General features: G+C 57.8%; 15 protein-coding genes and 2 pseudogenes. 8 read left to right on the top strand and 9 right to left on the bottom strand.

The annotated features are described in order from the left end of the window. Positions 1-309: 309 nt before the first annotated feature. The 3 genes from LA321_RS10075 to LA321_RS10065 all read left to right on the top strand — a co-directional run bounded on the left by LA321_RS10075 (position 310) and on the right by LA321_RS10065 (position 2,687). A complete protein-coding gene (locus LA321_RS10075; protein WP_042070154.1) occupies positions 310-996 on the top strand; it encodes a DnaT-like ssDNA-binding domain-containing protein in 687 nt (228 codons plus the stop codon). Between the two features lie 71 nt (positions 997-1,067). Then, positions 1,068-1,922, top strand: a complete 855-nt coding sequence (locus tag LA321_RS10070) for a DnaA ATPase domain-containing protein (RefSeq protein WP_042070155.1) — start codon at positions 1,068-1,070, stop codon at positions 1,920-1,922. Between the two features lie 129 nt (positions 1,923-2,051). Next, complete coding sequence (locus LA321_RS10065) at positions 2,052-2,687, top strand: NAD(P)-dependent oxidoreductase (protein ID WP_042070157.1); 636 nt, start codon at positions 2,052-2,054, stop codon at positions 2,685-2,687. 56 nt (positions 2,688-2,743) lie between these two features. Here the strand turns inward: LA321_RS10065 and LA321_RS10060 are convergent, their stop codons facing one another. From LA321_RS10060 to LA321_RS10045, 4 genes are all read right to left on the bottom strand, one after another. Continuing rightward, positions 2,744-3,955 carry an ABC transporter permease gene (locus tag LA321_RS10060; protein WP_042070159.1) on the bottom strand — a complete coding sequence of 404 codons (1,212 nt, stop codon included), beginning with the start codon at positions 3,953-3,955 and terminating at the stop codon, positions 2,744-2,746. After that, a complete protein-coding gene (locus LA321_RS10055; RefSeq protein WP_026457044.1) occupies positions 3,955-5,094 on the bottom strand; it encodes an ABC transporter permease in 1,140 nt (379 codons plus the stop codon). The genes LA321_RS10060 and LA321_RS10055 overlap by 1 nt, the downstream gene beginning before the upstream one ends. Further along, a complete protein-coding gene (locus LA321_RS10050) occupies positions 5,094-6,098 on the bottom strand; it encodes an HlyD family secretion protein (RefSeq protein ID WP_026457043.1) in 1,005 nt (334 codons plus the stop codon). The genes LA321_RS10055 and LA321_RS10050 overlap by 1 nt, the downstream gene beginning before the upstream one ends. Before the next feature lie 73 nt (positions 6,099-6,171). Next, positions 6,172-7,578: a TolC family protein gene (locus LA321_RS10045; protein ID WP_042070160.1), complete on the bottom strand. Its 1,407-nt coding sequence runs from the start codon at positions 7,576-7,578 to the stop codon at positions 6,172-6,174. A gap of 291 nt (positions 7,579-7,869) precedes the next feature. Between LA321_RS10045 and dusB the strand changes: the two genes are divergently transcribed. From dusB to LA321_RS10025, 5 genes and pseudogenes are all read left to right on the top strand, one after another. Then, complete coding sequence (dusB, locus tag LA321_RS10040; RefSeq protein WP_026458041.1) at positions 7,870-8,835, top strand: tRNA dihydrouridine synthase DusB; 966 nt, start codon at positions 7,870-7,872, stop codon at positions 8,833-8,835. Positions 8,836-8,861: 26 nt separating this feature from the next. Next, entirely contained in the window at positions 8,862-9,158 is a 297-nt protein-coding gene (gene fis / locus LA321_RS10035) for a DNA-binding transcriptional regulator Fis (RefSeq protein WP_005309538.1), read from the top strand. Between the two features lie 193 nt (positions 9,159-9,351). After that, positions 9,352-9,447, top strand: a pseudogene (locus LA321_RS20290) (IS1595 family transposase); the annotation flags it as partial. Positions 9,448-9,511: 64 nt separating this feature from the next. Next, a protein-coding gene (locus tag LA321_RS10030) for an IS3 family transposase (protein ID WP_156140914.1) occupies positions 9,512-10,599 on the top strand; the annotation gives its coding sequence in 2 pieces (ribosomal slippage) (positions 9,512-9,764 and positions 9,764-10,599; 1,089 coding nt in all). A 34-nt stretch (positions 10,600-10,633) separates the two neighbouring features. Continuing rightward, positions 10,634-11,278 (top strand): annotated as a pseudogene (locus LA321_RS10025) (IS1595 family transposase); the annotation flags it as partial. A gap of 63 nt (positions 11,279-11,341) precedes the next feature. Here the strand turns inward: LA321_RS10025 and LA321_RS10020 are convergent. The 5 genes from LA321_RS10020 to LA321_RS10000 all read right to left on the bottom strand — a co-directional run bounded on the left by LA321_RS10020 (position 11,342) and on the right by LA321_RS10000 (position 16,084). Then, positions 11,342-11,638 carry a TM2 domain-containing protein gene (locus LA321_RS10020; RefSeq protein ID WP_042070164.1) on the bottom strand — a complete coding sequence of 99 codons (297 nt, stop codon included), beginning with the start codon at positions 11,636-11,638 and terminating at the stop codon, positions 11,342-11,344. Between the two features lie 203 nt (positions 11,639-11,841). Next, positions 11,842-12,513 (bottom strand): hypothetical protein, encoded by a 672-nt coding sequence (locus LA321_RS10015; protein ID WP_042070165.1) that lies wholly within the window; start codon positions 12,511-12,513, stop codon positions 11,842-11,844. A gap of 143 nt (positions 12,514-12,656) precedes the next feature. Beyond that, positions 12,657-14,201 (bottom strand): formylglycine-generating enzyme family protein, encoded by a 1,545-nt coding sequence (locus LA321_RS10010; RefSeq protein ID WP_156140916.1) that lies wholly within the window; start codon positions 14,199-14,201, stop codon positions 12,657-12,659. Beyond that, the gene (locus LA321_RS10005) at positions 14,191-15,405 is read right to left on the bottom strand and encodes an ABC transporter permease (protein ID WP_224212256.1); all 1,215 of its coding nucleotides are present in this window, start codon (positions 15,403-15,405) and stop codon (positions 14,191-14,193) included. The genes LA321_RS10010 and LA321_RS10005 overlap by 11 nt, the downstream gene beginning before the upstream one ends. Next, on the bottom strand, positions 15,392-16,084 hold the full coding sequence (locus tag LA321_RS10000) for an ABC transporter ATP-binding protein (protein ID WP_224212267.1): 693 nt from the start codon (positions 16,082-16,084) through the stop codon (positions 15,392-15,394). The genes LA321_RS10005 and LA321_RS10000 overlap by 14 nt, the downstream gene beginning before the upstream one ends. Positions 16,085-16,092 lie beyond the last annotated feature (8 nt).

The following is a 16,092-nucleotide window of genomic DNA, read 5'->3' as shown; positions in this document are numbered from 1 at the left end:
TCCTTATTAGTCAATCTGTTATTTACTCAATAAGACTAGACCAAATCGGCAAAAACGCCGAAGCGAGTTCGTCAGAAACGGTCGCAAATCCCGAGCTTGCTCACAAAAACCCTGTATTTGAAATGGTTTTGCCATTCAAGATAACGGCAGCTCATCTGGAAGCCTTCTAAGTGGCACGACCGTCGGGAGGAAGAGCCCGGATTCTCGGGCCTTCTATCAAGGATATCCTCTTCCCGCACCGGCCGGGCGAATTGTGCAAGCCCCCACCATAGGGGATAATACCCCTTACTCCAGAGCATGAAGAAGACCATGACCCCAGCCGAATACAGCGCCCTCGCCCATCCCAGACTCTCCCACCCAGCCCGCAGCCTCTATACCCTGCAGCTGCGCAGACTGGTGCTGGAAAATCAGCTGGCCCGGCTCAACTACCCCGAGCTTGGCCGGGCGCTGGCTGTGGTCGACCCGAGTGATCCTTGCGGCTTCTCCTATCAGGTCAATGCCCGCCAACTGACCGAGCTGTTCGACGAGCTGATGGAGGCGGGCCTCCTGCAAGTCGAGGCACAAAGCGAGAGTGAGCACTATCATCAGTGCCCGTTCCAGTTGCCGCTGCTGGCCCAGAAGGTACGCAGTCCGCTGCCTGATCGCCCGTTCCAGATGCATCTGCAATGGCGCCCTGACGAGGAGCTGCCCGCCCTCGCCCGCCTGTGCGGAGTGATCGATGCCAGTTACAGCGAAGAGGACTTGGGGGAGTTCATCGCCTACTGGCTGGGGCGCCCCGAGGTGTTCGATTCCCAGCACCAGTGGATGCTCAAGTTCATCCGCGCCCTCAAGACCCGCCGCTACGCCCGTCGCCAGCCGACGGAGGTGAGGGGTTACCAACAGGTGACGCCAGCGCCGGCGGAGGCTGGCCCGAGCCGGCGGGCCCAGGAGATGATCGAGGAGGCCAAACGGCTGGCCCAGGGGCAACAAGCAGCAGAGGCACCGGATAATGATTGATACAGGCCCCCGCCAACAGGCAAAATCAGCCCCCTGTCCCCCCATCCCTGATCAAGCAGAAGGAGCACTCCATGACTGACCCGTACGATCCCCTGCGCCAGGAGCTGGAAGAGATCGAGGCCAAGCGCCAAAAAATTGCCAAGGCCAAGCAGGATCAACGCGCCCACGACCCCGAGCTGAAACGCCACGTCGGCAGCCTGCTGGAGCGAATTCGCCGTCTACAACAGGAGACCGGCGGCAGCCAGTACGACTACGAGACCCTGCGCAAGGAGTACGATGCCAAGGCCAATGCCGAGGTGCGCGAGCTGCAGAAGGTGGCGCGCCAAGAGCGGATCCAGAAGCTGATCGCCCAGGCCGACCTCAACCCGGACTGGGTGTTCGACAAGATGGATGCCGGTGATCCGGCGTTGCAATATCCCATCGAAACCGCCCGCTACTTTATCAGCGGCTTCGAACACTGGGAGAAGAGCGGCGGCGGCTGCATGCTGATCTACGGTGACTATGGCACCGGCAAATCGACCCTGGCAGGTGCCGTGGCCCATGAGTTGATCGAGCGCCACCAAAAGTCGGTGATCTTCCAGCAGTGGGCCTCCATCGTCGATCGGCTGTTCTTCAACGTGATCCCCGATCAGGACGAGCGCAACCAGTATCGCCGTGCCCTGGAAGAGGTGGACTTACTGATCATCGATGAAGTGTCGGCCAACCGGGCCAAGATGGCGGAGAGCCAGTCCAGCTTCCTCGGCCACCTGCTGCGCCGGCGCCGCAACCTGTCAAAGAGCGTCATCATCATCACCAACCACACGCCCCAGACCTTGCATCAGGCGATCGGTGACTTCAGCTACGAGGCGATCAAGGCCTTCAACCCGGTGGATATCCACCTGAGCGGCCCCAGCCGTCGCCCCAGCATCGGCAACTATCGCGGCTGAGCCCGTGCAAAAATGCGAGCCCAAGCGGCTCGCATTTTTTATCTTTTGCCCCACAAATAAAAACAGCTCTCATTTACATCGAAAGAGTCAGCCACTAGGCTAGCCCTTTCTTTGAAGGAAACCTCATCTATGCCGACCACACTCATCTTCGGAGCCAGCCGCGGGCTGGGCCGCGCCTTTACCGATCACGCCCTGCAAGCAGGCCACCGGGTGGTGGCGCTGGTACGCAGCCCCGAGATGGCCGCCGAGCTGCGCACACAGGGGGTCGACGTCGTTGAAGGGGATGCGCTGGATATGGGGGCCGTGGCACGAGCCTGCACGCTCGCTGGCAAGGATGCCCATGTTGTCTCCACCCTCGGCAGCTTTCGCCAGCACGACCCCGTCGACTATCTCGGCAACAGCCATGTGATCGATACCATGGAACAACAGGGCCTCAGGCGCCTGCTGCTGGTCACCTCCCTCGGCTGTGGCGACAGCTGGCAATATCTGCCAGAGCGGGCTCGCGCCGCCTTCGGTCACGAGGTGCGGCTCAAAAGCCTGGCGGAGAGCTGGCTGCAAACCAGCGCGCTGGCCTGGACCATAGTGCGCCCGGCGGGCCTGCAGGATGGCGAGGCCACCGGTCTTGCCGAATTGAGTCAGGGACGGGAAGTGCATGGCCTGGTACGCCGTGCCGATGTCGCCGCACAGGGGCTGCGACTGCTCTTCGATGAGGACGCCTTGGGCCAGATCTACGCCATCGCCGATCCCGCGCTCACGCGCGCCTGAACCCAAAAAAACGGTCAGCCCAGGGGCTGACCGTTTCGTTATCCATCCGGCATCGTTTAGCCGCCGGTTGCGCCGCTCTCCGTGGTCGCCCCATGGGCAGCTCCGTGAGTGGCCAGCGGCAACTGGCGCTGGCGCCAGCGCAGCAGCAGGCAGGCCAGAGTACCGTAGAGCAGCGCCAGTCCCCACAGCTGCCACCAGTAAGAGGCCACCTGCTCAAACCCCGCCCCCATCTGGTTGAGGCGCAGAAATCCTTCGATGGCCGCCGTACTCGGCACCCACTGGGCCAGCCAGTTGAGCGGCGCCGGTATCAGCTCCAGCGGCCAGATAAAGCCCGCCAGAAAGACCAGCGGCAGGGAGGAGATGAGCACCACCTGGGTAGGCATGTCGCGTCGGGTAAAGAGGGCGCCAAGCACGATACCCAGCCAACAGGTTGCCAGCAAGAATGGCAGGGTGAAGAGCCACAACTGCGCCGGCTCGGCGTTGCGGGCGATGTTGTAGTAATCGAAGCAGAAGCCGAAGAAGTAGCTCACAGGCAGCAGGAACAGCCCCACCGTCACCAGGGTGCGCGCCAGCAGCAGGGGGAGCACGGGCGCACTCTGCCAGTAGCCGGTCTCGCCGCGAAGGCCCCGCTGGTTCTGGGTCGCTCCCAGGAGCCCCGCCCCCATCAGCAGGATCTGGTGAAGGATCAGCACGAACACCGCAGGCACCACATAGTTCACATAGCCCATAGTGGGGTTGAACACCGGCACCACGTTGAGGGCCACCGCGTTCCAGCCCATCCTTGCCTGGGGCAGCGCCTCGCCGTGGGTGAGCAGCCGCGCCACCTTCACCTGGGCCGCCAGGGTACCGCCCGCCTGGGCCAGCCCCTCGGCGATGGTGCCATAGACCAGGAAATAGGAGGCATCACCGGCATAACTCAGGGTGACGCTCCGGCCCAGCATCAGATCCCGATAGAAGTGCCTGGGAATGTGCAGTATGCCGCTCCCATTGCCCTCCAGCAGCAGCTGGCGCGCCCTCTCAAGGGAGCTGGCCTGCGCCACCAGCCTGACCTGGGAGGTGGCATCGGCCATGAACGCCAGCTGGCGCGAAAGCTGGCTGCCATCTTCGTCCACCAGCACCACCGCCTCTTCCCGCGGCAGCTGGTGCAGATAGGGCTGGGGATAGAGGAAGGAGTAGAAGAAGATCCCGCCAAACAGGGTGAGCATGATGGCACGATCCGCCAGCAGGGTGCGCAGCTCGAGGCGCAGCAAATCCCGAAAACCCAGCATTACGGCGACTCCTTCTCGGCAGGTTGACGGGCAAGCTCGGCCTGCTGCCTGTATCGACGCACCACCAGAATGAGGGGCAAGAGAAACAGCAGCAGGGCCCCGAGCTGGGGCAGCGCGGCCTGCAGTGGCAGGCCGTAGTTGCTCTGGCCTATCTGCAGCTCCACATAGTGGGAAACCGGCAGCAGGTTGCGCCAGAAGCGGGCGAAATCCCCCATGGCGCTCACCGGGAAGGTAACACCCATGAAGGCGAAGCCGGGCGCTGTGTAGGCTCCCGCCAGCGACAGAGCGCGGGCCGGATCCCGGATGATGGCGTAGAAGAAGGCCCCCATGGTGACGCAGGCGGCCGAAGCGAGCCCGAGGCCCGCCACCAGCACGGCCCAGTTGCCGTGCATGGGATAGGCAAAGCCCTTGAACAGCAGCCAGCTCCAGGCCAGCCCCCAGGCCCAGCCAATCAGCACATGGGGCAACAGGGTGCGCCAGAGCCCGAACCAGACGCCGCGGGTGGTCCAGTCCAGTCCCAGCCGGTCGGTACGGGCCAGGGCATTAAGGCCGAACAGCACCACCAGGATCTGCCAGACCGCGGGCAGGATGGCGCTCAGCAGAAACTGGGCATAGCTGGAGTTGAGGTTGTAAAGCGCCGTCACCTGACTGCTGATGGGCACCGCCTGCCCGAGCGCCCCGGGGGGTGCCTTGCCGTCAGCCATGGCGGAGAGCACACCCACCTGACCGTTGAGGGTGCCCACCACCTGGGCCAGCGCCGAATTGACCAGCTTGGCGATCAGGATGAACTGGCCGTTGTTGAACACGGTGACCTGCGGCTGGGTGCCCTGGCGGGCATCCCGCTCCAGATGGTTCGGGATCACCACCAGCGCATAGATGTCGCCACCACGCAGGGCGCGGGCGCCAGCATCGATGGAGTCAAACTGGCGTGCGATCTTGAGCCCCGCCGAGCCATCCAGCGAAAAGGCGAGCTGGCGCGAGAGGCTGCTCTGGTCCAGATCCACCAGCCCCACCTTGAGATCCCGGGCCAGCCCCGCCGAGAAGATCCAGCAGAGGATCCCCATCAGCAGCAAGGGCACCCAGCTCATCAGGGCCCGGCTGAACGGATCCTGCCACAACAGCCGAAGTTCGCGTCCCATCAGAGATCAACCAGCACGCTCATGCCGACCCGCAGCCCGTCGACCGGTTGCAGCGGACGCGCCTCCACCTGGAAGCTCTTCATGTCGAACCCCTGGCGGGTATCGGTGGCGCGCCAGGTGGCAAAATCCCCCATCACGGCCACATGAGTCACCTTGAAGCGCACCGTCTGATCCCCCAGACCCGGGATGCGGGCGTCGAACTCGGTGCCGACCGGGAAGCGGGGCAGCAGATCCTCGCGGATATGGAACTGGGCCCAGGCGTCGTTCATGTCGAGCAGGGTCACCACGGGGAAGCCCTGAGGCGCCAGCTCGCCGCTGCGCAGCAGCACCTGGCTCACTTCGCCGGCATGGGGGCTGACAATGCGGGTGTCGGCCAGATAGGCCTCCACCTCGGCCACCGAGCCCGCCGCCATCTTGGCCTTCTCGCGGGCAGCGATCTTGGTCTCTTCCCGCGCCCCTTCCAGCGCCATCTGGTATTGCTGCCAGGCCATCCCCTCGGTGTAGCGGGCGGCTTGCCAGGCGGTCCAGGCCTCATCACGCTTTTGCAGCGGCATCACGCCATCGCGGTGCAGGTTGGCGATCCGCTCATAGGTCTTGCCCCGCAGCAGGGCGGCGGCCTTGGCCTTCTGCCACTGATCCTTGGCGGCGGCGATCTGCTGGGCACGAGCCCCCTTCTCCGCCTCCAACGCCAGGGCGCCAGCGGCGGCCTCGCCGGCCTTGGCCTGGCTCAGCTTGGCTTCAATCTCGGGACTCGCCAGGGTAAACACCAGCTGATCCTTGGCAAGCTGATCCCCCTTCTTCACCAGCACCTCGTCGATGCGGCCCGGTACCTTGGAGGAGACCGAATACTGCTGCGCCTCGATCTGGCCCTGCAGATGGACCGGCTCAGGCTGATAGGCGAGCCAGAAGCGCCAACCGAGCCAGCCGACCAGGATCACCAGCGCTAGCGGCAACAACAGCGGTTTACCCTGGCTCATCTTCTTCTTGATGGGGGGATGGCTCATCACTTCACCTCGACAATCTGGCGACCCTTGGCGGTCGAAACACGAACAAAAAGATCCACGGTCAGCATCAGGCTCATGAGTTCACCTCGATCACCTGGCCGTGCTGATATTGGTTGAAACTGTTGATCTGGCCGGAGAGCGCCAGCAGGCGGGCCAGCGACACCACGTACTGATAGGCGGCTGCGGCGCGCTGGGTCTTGACCCCGGCCAGCTGGTTGCGAGCATCCACCACATCCAGCGAGGTGGAGAGCCCCTGTCCGAATGCCTTGTCCCGCAGCAGCACGTTCTCTTCCGCCAGAGCCTGGGTGGAGGAGAGAGACTGATACTCCTCCAGTCCCTGAGCCGCCTCGCGCCAGGTCTTCTCCACCAGCAATTCCAGATCCTGGCGGGTCTTGGCCTGCAGCAGATTGACCTGCAGTTCGGCGCTCTTGGCGGCCTGCACCGTCTCGGAGCGGCCATCGCGGCTCACCAGCGGCATGCTGACACCGACCCCCACCAGCCAGTCCGGGGTGGTCTTGGACGCCAGTGAGTCATCTTCATAGAGGTTGTAGTTGCCAAACAGGAACACTTCGGGGGCGTACTTGCCCTTCTCCAGCCGGATCATCCCCTTGGCCTGCTCCTTCTTGGCGCTGAGCAGCTTGAGGCCGGGGTGTACTTCCAGAGTCTGGCTCACCAGCCCTTCCAGACGCGGCAGTTCCGTGTTGACGAACAGGGCGCTGTCCGGGTTCGCCTGCTTGAGCTTGAGCATGTGGCCGAGGGCCAGCTGGGCGATCTCTAGGCTGCGTCGCGCCTTCTGGGTATCGATGCGTGCCCTATCATAAGCTGACTGGGCGGAGAGGCGTTCGACCCGGGCGATCTGGCCCTGGGCCTCCAGCTTGTTGGCGTGATCGAGATGATGAGCCAGCCCGTCTTCGATCTCCTGCTTGGTCTGCACCACCTGGGCGGCCAGTACCACCCCGAAATAGGTCTGGGAGAGGCTTTCGAAGGTGGACTGCTGCTTGAGTACCAGCAGCTGCTGTGCCTCGCTCACCTGGGCCTCGCGAATGTCCTGCGCCGCATCGATGCGACCACCGGTGAACAGTGGCCACAGCATCTTGACCGAGCTGGTGACCACATTCTGTTTGGTGAGAGGAGTGACGAAGTCATCCGGAGTGAGCCTGAAGGCCTGCATCAGAGGGGCCAGCACCTTGCCAAGCTCGGGATGGTTGGCGATGGGATTGAGATCCATCATGTCGAGCTCCATCGGCTGATCGAGGTGGGTATAGCTGGCCCCCACATCCACCTTGGGCAGATACATGTCCCTGGCCGCCTCTCGCAGCTGTTTGGCGCGCTCCACCCCTGCCTGTTCGGCCGCCAGCCCCTCATCCTGCTGGATGACCCGGGTCCAGGCTTCGCTGAAGCTGATGGTCTGCGCCTGCGCCGACCCCAGCATGGCCCCCATCAGGCATGACCAGAGTGATTTGATGAACCTTGACGTCATAGATCCCCAACCCGCATTGTTATGAAAATGTTTGGAGTATTTACTCTTTGGAAGCTCGCCATCATAACGCAAACAGGCCTCGCAAGTGGACTGACAATTATGCAAGGGAGCTCTCCCTATGGTACAGAGATCCTTGCCGCCCAATCTGGCCGTTTTTCAACAACTCCAGAATTTGCAAGCCTTGGCGCGACGTTTTTTTCAGAAAAAAATGGCTGACGCTCAAATACTAACCTTTTCTCCTGCCTAAAAAATGCGTAATATACGCCGCCCTAAGCCGATGGTAACCGTGGAATGCAGATAGGTCCCCACACGCTTGAAACCCCCTTGATCGTGGCTCCCATGGCCGGTGTAACTGACCGACCATTTCGTGAACTTTGTTTGCGACTGGGGGCCGGCATGGCCGTTTCCGAGATGCTGCTGGCCAACCCGGATGTCTGGGATACCCAGAAAACCAGGATGAGAATGGATCACTCTGCTGAAGGGGGTTTGCGATCGGTCCAGATTGCCGGAGCCGATCCCGAGATGATGGCGTTTGCTGCCCGCTACAACGTGGAGCAGGGCGCACAGATCGTCGACATCAACATGGGGTGTCCGGCAAAAAAAGTGAATAAGAAGCTGGCAGGCTCAGCCCTGTTGCGTTACCCAGACCAAGTCAAAGCAATTTGCCGGGCCGTGGTGGACGCAGTGGAGGTTCCTGTCACCTTGAAGATCCGCACAGGATGGGATCCGGATAACCGCAATGGCGTGGAGATCGCCCGAATCGCCGAAGATTGCGGTATCGCGGCCCTTGCCGTGCATGGTCGCACCCGCGCCTGCCTCTACAAAGGCGAAGCGGAGTACGACACGATCAGGGCGATTAAGCAGGCCGTATCGATTCCTGTTGTCGCCAATGGCGACATCAACAGCCCGGAGAAAGCCCGGTATGTCCTCGACTATACCGGTGTCGATGCCGTGATGATCGGCCGCGCTGCGCAAGGACGACCCTGGATTTTCCGGGAAATCCGTCATTTTCTTGAGACGGGCACCAAGCTGCCGCCTCCCGAGAGGGAAGAGGTTCGCACCCTGATGAACGAGCATGTCACCAACCTGCACCGGTTTTATGGTGCATATCTGGGAGCACGCATCGCCCGTAAACACGTGGGCTGGTACCTGGATGAAGAAGAGACGGGCCGAGAATTCCGTAAGCACTTCAATGCCCTGGATTGTGCAGACGCACAGCTCGAGGCACTCGAAGCGTATTTCGATGGATTAGGTTAACAAGATAACTAAAGAGCCGACCGAATATGTTCGAACAAACCCTGACTTCTGATGCATTGGTAACAACTACTCACAATCACGCTGCCGAGCCGACCCAGCGCCCCCTGCGTGACTCTGTGCAACAGGCCCTGCGTAACTACCTGGCCCAGTTGAACGGTCAGGAAGTGATTGATCTGTACGATATGGTTCTCTCCGAAGTCGAAGCTCCCATGCTGGACGTGATCATGCAGTACACCCGTGGTAACCAGACTCGCGCCGCCGTGATGATGGGTATCAACCGTGGCACCCTGCGCAAGAAGCTCAAGCGTTACGGCATGAACTAAGCCAAAACACATAAGCTATTGAAAATAAAAGCACCTCCATTTTAATGGAGGTGCTTTTTTAGTTTTGAACCCACACCTATTCAACTAGACATCATTAACAATGATCCAATTGAAGCTTAATGTAAGGCGCTGCCCCAATTACGTGTTGAAAGGCTAATCTTGAAGTGGGCCATCACCTTGATGGTCTACCATCATGGATCCCCTAGCCTTTCAACACCTGTTGTCTCTCTTTCCACTGCTTACCCTGCTTGCCCAGCAGGAGCTCATGGCGCCACAAGCCATGGTAATCCCCCCGAAAAACTGAGGTGCTCATAAGTAGAATTTTCCCGTACTGTGAATGCAGGAGGTTCTACATGAAAACATCACGTTTTAACGATACCCAGATCATCGCCATCCTCAAACAAGCCGAGGCCGGCTCACCCGTCCCGGAGCTCTGCCGCGAACACGGCATCAGCACCACTACCTTCTACAAGTGGCGCTCCAAATTCGACGGGATGGATGCCTCCCTCATGGCTCGTCTCAAGGAGCTGGAGGACGAGAACCGCCGCCTCAAGAAGATGTATGCCGAGGAGCGCCTCAAGGCCGAGATCATCTCCGAGGCTATGGCAAAAAAGTGGTGACGCCATCTGCCCGCCGGGAGATGGCGACCAAGGCCGTGGCTCACTACGCCATCTCTATTCGCCTGGCTTGCCAGGTGTTCAAGGTGAGCGAAGGCTGCTATCGCTATCAGCCCGTGCTGGCCGATGAAAATCAGGAGATTGCCGACTGGCTGCTGCGCCTCACCGCCAACCAGCGCAACTGGGGCTTCAGGCTCTGCTTCCTGTACCTGCGCAATGTCAAAGGCTTTGGCTGGAACCACAAGCGGGTATACCGGATCTATCGGGCGCTGGAGCTCAATCTGCGGATAAAACCCACGAAACGGTTGGTACGTGCCAAACCGGAGCCGTTGGCAGTCCCTGACCAGCCTAATCTGTGTTGGTCGATGGACTTCATGCATGACCAACTCAGCGATGGCCGCTCGGTGCGGTTGCTTAATATGATCGACGATTTCAACCACGAAGCACTGTGCATCGAGGTGGATTTTTCCTTGCCCGCCTCGCGGGTCAAACGGGTGCAGGAGCAAGTGATCGGGTGGAGGGGCAAACCGGCTGCAATCCGCTGTGACAATGGTCCGGAATACATCAGCGAAGAGCTCAAGCGCTGGGCGAAGCAGGAGGGAATAGTGCTGAGGTATATCCAGCCAGGAAACCCACAGCAGAATGCCTACATCGAGCGCTTTAACCGCACGGTGCGTTACGACTGGCTGGGCCAATACCTGTTTGAGTCACAGAATGAACTACAGGAGTTTGCTACGAACTGGTTGTGGGTTTATAACCATGAGCGGCCCAATATGGCACTGGGTGGCTACACGCCGAAACAGCGCCTAGCGCAGGCCGCATGACCTCTACTTTTGAGTGCTCCTAAAAATGGGGGAATACCCCATTACCTCGCTCAATACTCAGTTACCGGCATGCAGTGGCTGCCCACATTGTCAGGCCGATGTCGCTCAGCTGGTAACTTAGGGATGGAGTCGGGGACTGCTCCGCTACCGTTGAAAACTGTGCCTGCGCACCAGCACCATTCTGACCAAAACGCCGATGGCTCGGTTGCGCAAAGCCCAGTGCTGGTAAGACTACGCGCAAGCCCTTATCGAATGAGTGACCGTTCGCAAGATCTCTACGTTGCGGAGTCAGCAAAAACACAGCTTTCCTCTGGCGTCACCGTTTCTAGTGTGCGATGGCAACCCATCAGGCCGCCCGGGAAGAGGGGAGGACATCGTTGAGGTAGACGAGACCTTCTTCCTCGAATCGTTCAAGGGGCAACGGGGACTGCCACGTCCGCCAAAGCATCGTGGTTGCAAGGGGCGAACGACTGGTCGGTGCTTATCACATCCAACACGTGAACAGGCATCACCATCGATGGAAAGAGTGGATGGAGCGGTTCCATGGCGTGGCTACGCACTACCTGAAGAACTACCTAGGTTGGCGCATGATGCTGGAGCGTTACGAAAGGGGCGTAAATATCAAAGCGTGTTTGCATGAGGCACTGGGGCACTGGGGCAACACGTAATCGGAACATAGCCAACGGCAAATCTTGAACCTAAAAAGCCCGCCGCGCAAGCGGGCTCAGATACTCCCCCCTGACTACACTTTGGCGTACTTCTCTGCGAACTTCTCATCAGACATACAGATGTATATCACGAACTCAATGAAGGCGATGACTGCCGGAATAAACGTCCAGCAAAAGATTAGATATAGAAACCCTTGCAGGGTCTTGCCAAGGTAAAACTTGTGAATACCAATCCCACCAAGGAAAAAAGCAAGTAGAGCGGCAGTAATCCGGCTCTTGCTTGCACCATATACTGCTCCACAATGGGGACATGATGTTGCTGTTTTGTGAATTTCCTTACCACACCCACGACAAAAAACCATCTCTGACATATAAGCTCCATTTTTATATGAACATTATTTATGAAAGTTAAATCTCATACGATGATGTATGCTTATAAATATCGAAACACCATCTATTTATCCCACTCATCAGGAGTGTACCTTTCCAATCCATTCAATTTTAACACCGAATTTTTCATGCCCCAACATAATTGCTCTATGAACTATTCATGAAGCTTTTTCAATGGCAGTTGTCAGTCCTTACGTAGCATAAGGCTGTTGATATCCCATACCCAACGCTCACTAGGATTGCCGGGCAGTTCGAGAGTAAAACTGTTGCTATAGGAACTGAGCTTGCCTTGATCACTACAAGTGCCAAATACCTCAGACATCATCGTCAGGGAGTCTTTCCTGGTAATGACTAATTGATAGAGAACAGGACACGCCACCCCACCACTAAAAAGCTCAAGAAGTGCGGCTTTACCATCGGGTATTGCAAACTGGTGGGCCACATCAACCCCGGCATAACTGTCGTGATGAGTCAGTAGCTCACCATTGAGCAGCACATCAAAGTTCAATTCATCATTTTTGCGTACAGTAAATCCAGCCAATGCGTTTGCCAGCTTGGGCTGAAAATAGACACTCCCATTGGTGTAAGTCACCATAGAGCCATCAAATGCTACTTGAGTTCCCACAAGTTCCATTAGAGCAGTGTAATCCTCATCGTTGAACCATAGCTCCACAGCATCTTTCCCTGATACTTCGACCCAGAATTTCATGCTGGCATAGCTCAGTTTTCCGCTCAGAGTTGCAGGCACCTTGGTCTCAATCTCAAAAGTACCATCAGCAGCGAAGGTGGCCACCGCTCCGGTTACCAAAACACTAAATAAAACTACGCGTAATACTTGGTTAAAAAAGTGGATCATGATTTTCTCCATTGGTATTGGGTAATCCCCGTTCACCTTTAGGGGCGTGATGACCCCTTCGCATAGGGACTCATAGATATTGGAATTCAGAACATGACCTCACTATTGGTCAAAAAGGCTGAGCATTTTTAAATTCAATTAAGTCATTGCAACTTCTTACAGTTTTCCAACCACATGACAGCATCAATTTTTCCATTTTGTAGATAACGCTGCTGGTTTGCCCAATGAGTTGCAAGAAATGGTCTAAGTCCATTCAGCTTTTTGTTAATTGTCAGCATTTGATTAAAAACTGATACTTGCTCTTTAATTGGCCCCTCACCATATATGGATGCAGACTCAACCAAACCACTGGCGTAATAGCCAGTAAGCTGGCTCAGTCGTTCTTTTTGCTCATCCAGCTTGGTCTTGCGAGCTGCGCAGTTTTGATCTGCTTTATCACTGCAGAGCAGCTCATAGTTGGAGCTAAGAAAATCCAAGAACTTGCCATCATCTTGTAACTTGGTGCAAAGAAAGGCACCGAGGTTAAGGCTGGCGCGAATCGACTGTGCACGCTCTTCCTGCTGCTTTTGGTTGCTAGCCCTGAGCTGGCCTTCCAGGTTTTTCAGTTTCTGCTTGAGCCCCTCATCGTCAACCCCGGAGGCCAGTGTATTCAGCTCGCTGACCGCATCCTTCTTATCACTGGCCTCCCCTGCCGGTTTGTTTGCTCCCAGTTGCCGCCAGCTGCTCTCGATGCTCTTGACCCGCTTGGTCGAGGTCATGGTGGGAGAAACTAGCACCAGTCGTAGTCCGGTACTCTTGCTGGTAAAGTGACGATCGTCATCGTAGTAACTCACCTCTTTGCGGGCCGCACTGCGCAAGGCGGCCTGCTCGGTAAGGTAATTTCCACCTCTTACCACATAACCACCTGCCTGACCATGCTGACGATCGAGCTTGTTGAGGTAGAAAGGTTCAAACATCATCTCGTCCACGTTGCCCAACATGTCGTGCAAGCCCAACGGGTTAGGAGCAAGCAGCCCCACCAGTTGCAAACGACCATTGGCTGACTGAGCCCCAGCAAACCATTCATGCTCTTTAAGGTCATTCATTGGATAACGAATATCACGAAACTCAGCGCTGTTGACCTTGAGCCCGCCACGAGCAGCAAATTCCCACTCGATTTCGGTCGGCAAGCGTACAAACCCCGCTTTACCATCTTCTTTGGGGATCTGGTCAGCGGCATGCTGTCGCAACCAAAGATTGTATTTATCGGTTGCCGCGACCCCATCAAACCAGCTTATGCCGCTCGCCGGCAGGCTAAGCTTCTTCGATGGTGTAGGGCAGGTATCTGCGGTAAGTGCCTGATATTGCAGCTGGCTCAGCTCATATTTAGCCATCAGGTAATAGCGGCCCTGCTCCTTAGCTGACTGAGTGAAACTACCGGCAATGAAAGCAGGATGAGTGTGCTCGACAAAGCCCCAGTCGCTACCGTCTTGACCTACCTGAATGGGTAAGTCTTCCAGCGGGCCGCTGACTGGCACCTGCACTCGCCGAAAGGCCATGGATCCCTCGCATGGCATCGGCAGGATCACATCTTCTGCATCGGGTTTGGGATTGTAATTTTTCTCTGGCCATGGCTCAGCAAATGCACTACCGCTGGACAGGGCACATCCCATGATGATGAGCCGGGATAAGGTCTTCTTAGAGTTCACGCAGACTCTCCGCAGGTTGAATGGCAATGGCTCGTCGCGCGCCAATAATGGCCACCAGAATGGCCACCGTCAGGGCCAGAATTAGGGCCAATAAGCTATGAAATGGGGTGATCCGGCAGATCATCTGTTCGGTACTCTGGCTGCTAGCCAGCGTCCTATTAAACAGTGCACTGCCGCTCAGATAGAGCAAAATGCCGCCCCCATAGGCAAGCAGCGTCAGGATCACCCCCTGAAAGATGATGTAGAGGCCCACCGCCGGGCTGGTGAAACCGAGTAAGCGCAATACTGCAATGTGCTTGCGCTTGCGATCCACGTTCGCGAGGAAAGCGCCGATCAAGGAGGCAATACAGCCGATCAGCGCGGTGCCAGCGATGACGTTGAAGATGAGGCTAAGTACCCTGTTGATACTCTTTATGTTCTCGATATCTGCCAGTCGGCTCACTGTCTCGATACGCTGCTGCTTGAGCCACAGATCAAGCGCCGCCACCTGGTCAATACTGTTGGCATAAATGCGGGCGCGAGCGAACATCGGCGGTTTGTCCGTTAACGGCAGACCTGTGCTGATCCCCAGCATAGGGATACGATAGCCATCACGAAAAGACTCCAGCGCCAGCAGCAAAGACTGCTGCACGAACAGGGCTGGACGGTTGAAATAAGTGGGCACTAATATCGCGCCCACTGTCAGGGTGCGCTCTCCCCATTCGCGTCGAGTGTCTAGCTGGCGCATGACGCGCAAGCGGATAGTGTCACCCTCACGGACAGCCAAGCGGCGCGCGGCCTCGGAGCTGAGGATCACCTCATCCTCCCCTCCCGGCTGCAATGCACCGAGCAGCGGGTCCCCAAGATCGGTCGGGATCACCTCCGCATTTTCAATGAAATGGCTCATATCTTTAAGCAAATCGGCTTGGGTATTGAGGGATCGGGTTTGGCCGATGGCAAAACCTACCTCCGATTTTTGCTGCAGGGCAGCGATCCATTCTGCTGAATAGTGGCCACTGCTCACCATGCGGATCTCCAGATTACGTGGATCTCTCGCAAGCTCCTGCTGCAACTGGCTTACCACCCCATAACGCAACCCAAACATCAGGAGTAAAGGGGCGATGACGGCCACCAGCGAGGAGATAATACAAAACGATACCGAGCGATCATGCCAAAGATCCTGCATGGCCAAGCGCAGCAGTAGTCCGCGTTTAGGAGAGCGCAAAATGAGTTTCTCCCCGCGTCAAATTAGCTTTGAGACAGGGCAAGCCAAACGTCTTGACCAGCCCCCAATCATGGGAGGCCACCAGCGCCGCGATGCCCCACTCTTGAACTAACTCGATAAAGAGCGCAAAGAGCAATCTAGCAGTGTGGGGATCAAGCGACGCGGTAGGCTCATCGGCCAGTAACAGCTTAGGTCGATGCGCTACCGCCCGCACAAAAGCAACTCGCTGGCGCTCCCCGATAGAAAGCTGGGCCGGTTTCTTGTTCAGCAATCCCGCCAACTTGAGGGTCTGGACGGCCCGCGTGAGTAACCGCTCATCTTCTGCGATACCCAGCAGTTGGCAGGGCAAGCGGATATTGTCTCTCACCGTCAAAAAGGGCAGCAAACCACCGCTTTGCAACATAAAGCCTATTCTAGCTGCGCGGATAGCGGCTAACGCCGCTTGATCGTTGGCCGCCAGCAAACGTGCAATATTGACCACTACTGGAGTTGCATCAGTAAAGTCCATCTCAAACCGCCCCACGCGGCTGGGAGTCAGTAACAGCCCAATCACCTCAAGCAGGGTGCTCTTGCCGCAGCCACTTTCCCCTGTCACGGCGACCACCTGCCCCAGAGGCAAGTTCAGTGAGGGCAAACAGACCCTGTGGGCCTGTTCACCGCTGCCCCGCACTATGCTCATAGCTTCGA

The sequence above is a fragment of the Aeromonas enteropelogenes genome (assembly GCF_020097295.1).
Classification (GTDB): Bacteria; Pseudomonadota; Gammaproteobacteria; order Enterobacterales; family Aeromonadaceae; genus Aeromonas; species Aeromonas enteropelogenes.
Note: the sequence above shows the minus strand (reverse complement) of the source record. Positions and strands in the feature narration are given on the sequence as shown.

Excerpts from the sequence above, each read along its gene's own strand:
- LA321_RS10075 (WP_042070154.1), top strand. The coding sequence starts at position 310 with ATGACCCCAGCCGAATACAGCGCCCTCGCCCATCCCAGACTCTCCCAC.
- LA321_RS10070 (WP_042070155.1), top strand. The coding sequence starts at position 1,068 with ATGACTGACCCGTACGATCCCCTGCGCCAGGAGCTGGAAGAGATCGAG.
- LA321_RS10065 (WP_042070157.1), top strand. The coding sequence starts at position 2,052 with ATGCCGACCACACTCATCTTCGGAGCCAGCCGCGGGCTGGGCCGCGCC.
- LA321_RS10060 (WP_042070159.1), bottom strand. The coding sequence starts at position 3,955 with ATGCTGGGTTTTCGGGATTTGCTGCGCCTCGAGCTGCGCACCCTGCTG.
- LA321_RS10055 (WP_026457044.1), bottom strand. The coding sequence starts at position 5,094 with ATGGGACGCGAACTTCGGCTGTTGTGGCAGGATCCGTTCAGCCGGGCC.
- LA321_RS10050 (WP_026457043.1), bottom strand. The coding sequence starts at position 6,098 with ATGAGCCATCCCCCCATCAAGAAGAAGATGAGCCAGGGTAAACCGCTG.
- LA321_RS10045 (WP_042070160.1), bottom strand. The coding sequence starts at position 7,578 with ATGACGTCAAGGTTCATCAAATCACTCTGGTCATGCCTGATGGGGGCC.
- dusB (WP_026458041.1), top strand. The coding sequence starts at position 7,870 with ATGCAGATAGGTCCCCACACGCTTGAAACCCCCTTGATCGTGGCTCCC.
- fis (WP_005309538.1), top strand. The coding sequence starts at position 8,862 with ATGTTCGAACAAACCCTGACTTCTGATGCATTGGTAACAACTACTCAC.
- LA321_RS10020 (WP_042070164.1), bottom strand. The coding sequence starts at position 11,638 with ATGTCAGAGATGGTTTTTTGTCGTGGGTGTGGTAAGGAAATTCACAAA.
- LA321_RS10015 (WP_042070165.1), bottom strand. The coding sequence starts at position 12,513 with ATGATCCACTTTTTTAACCAAGTATTACGCGTAGTTTTATTTAGTGTT.
- LA321_RS10000 (WP_224212267.1), bottom strand. The coding sequence starts at position 16,084 with ATGAGCATAGTGCGGGGCAGCGGTGAACAGGCCCACAGGGTCTGTTTG.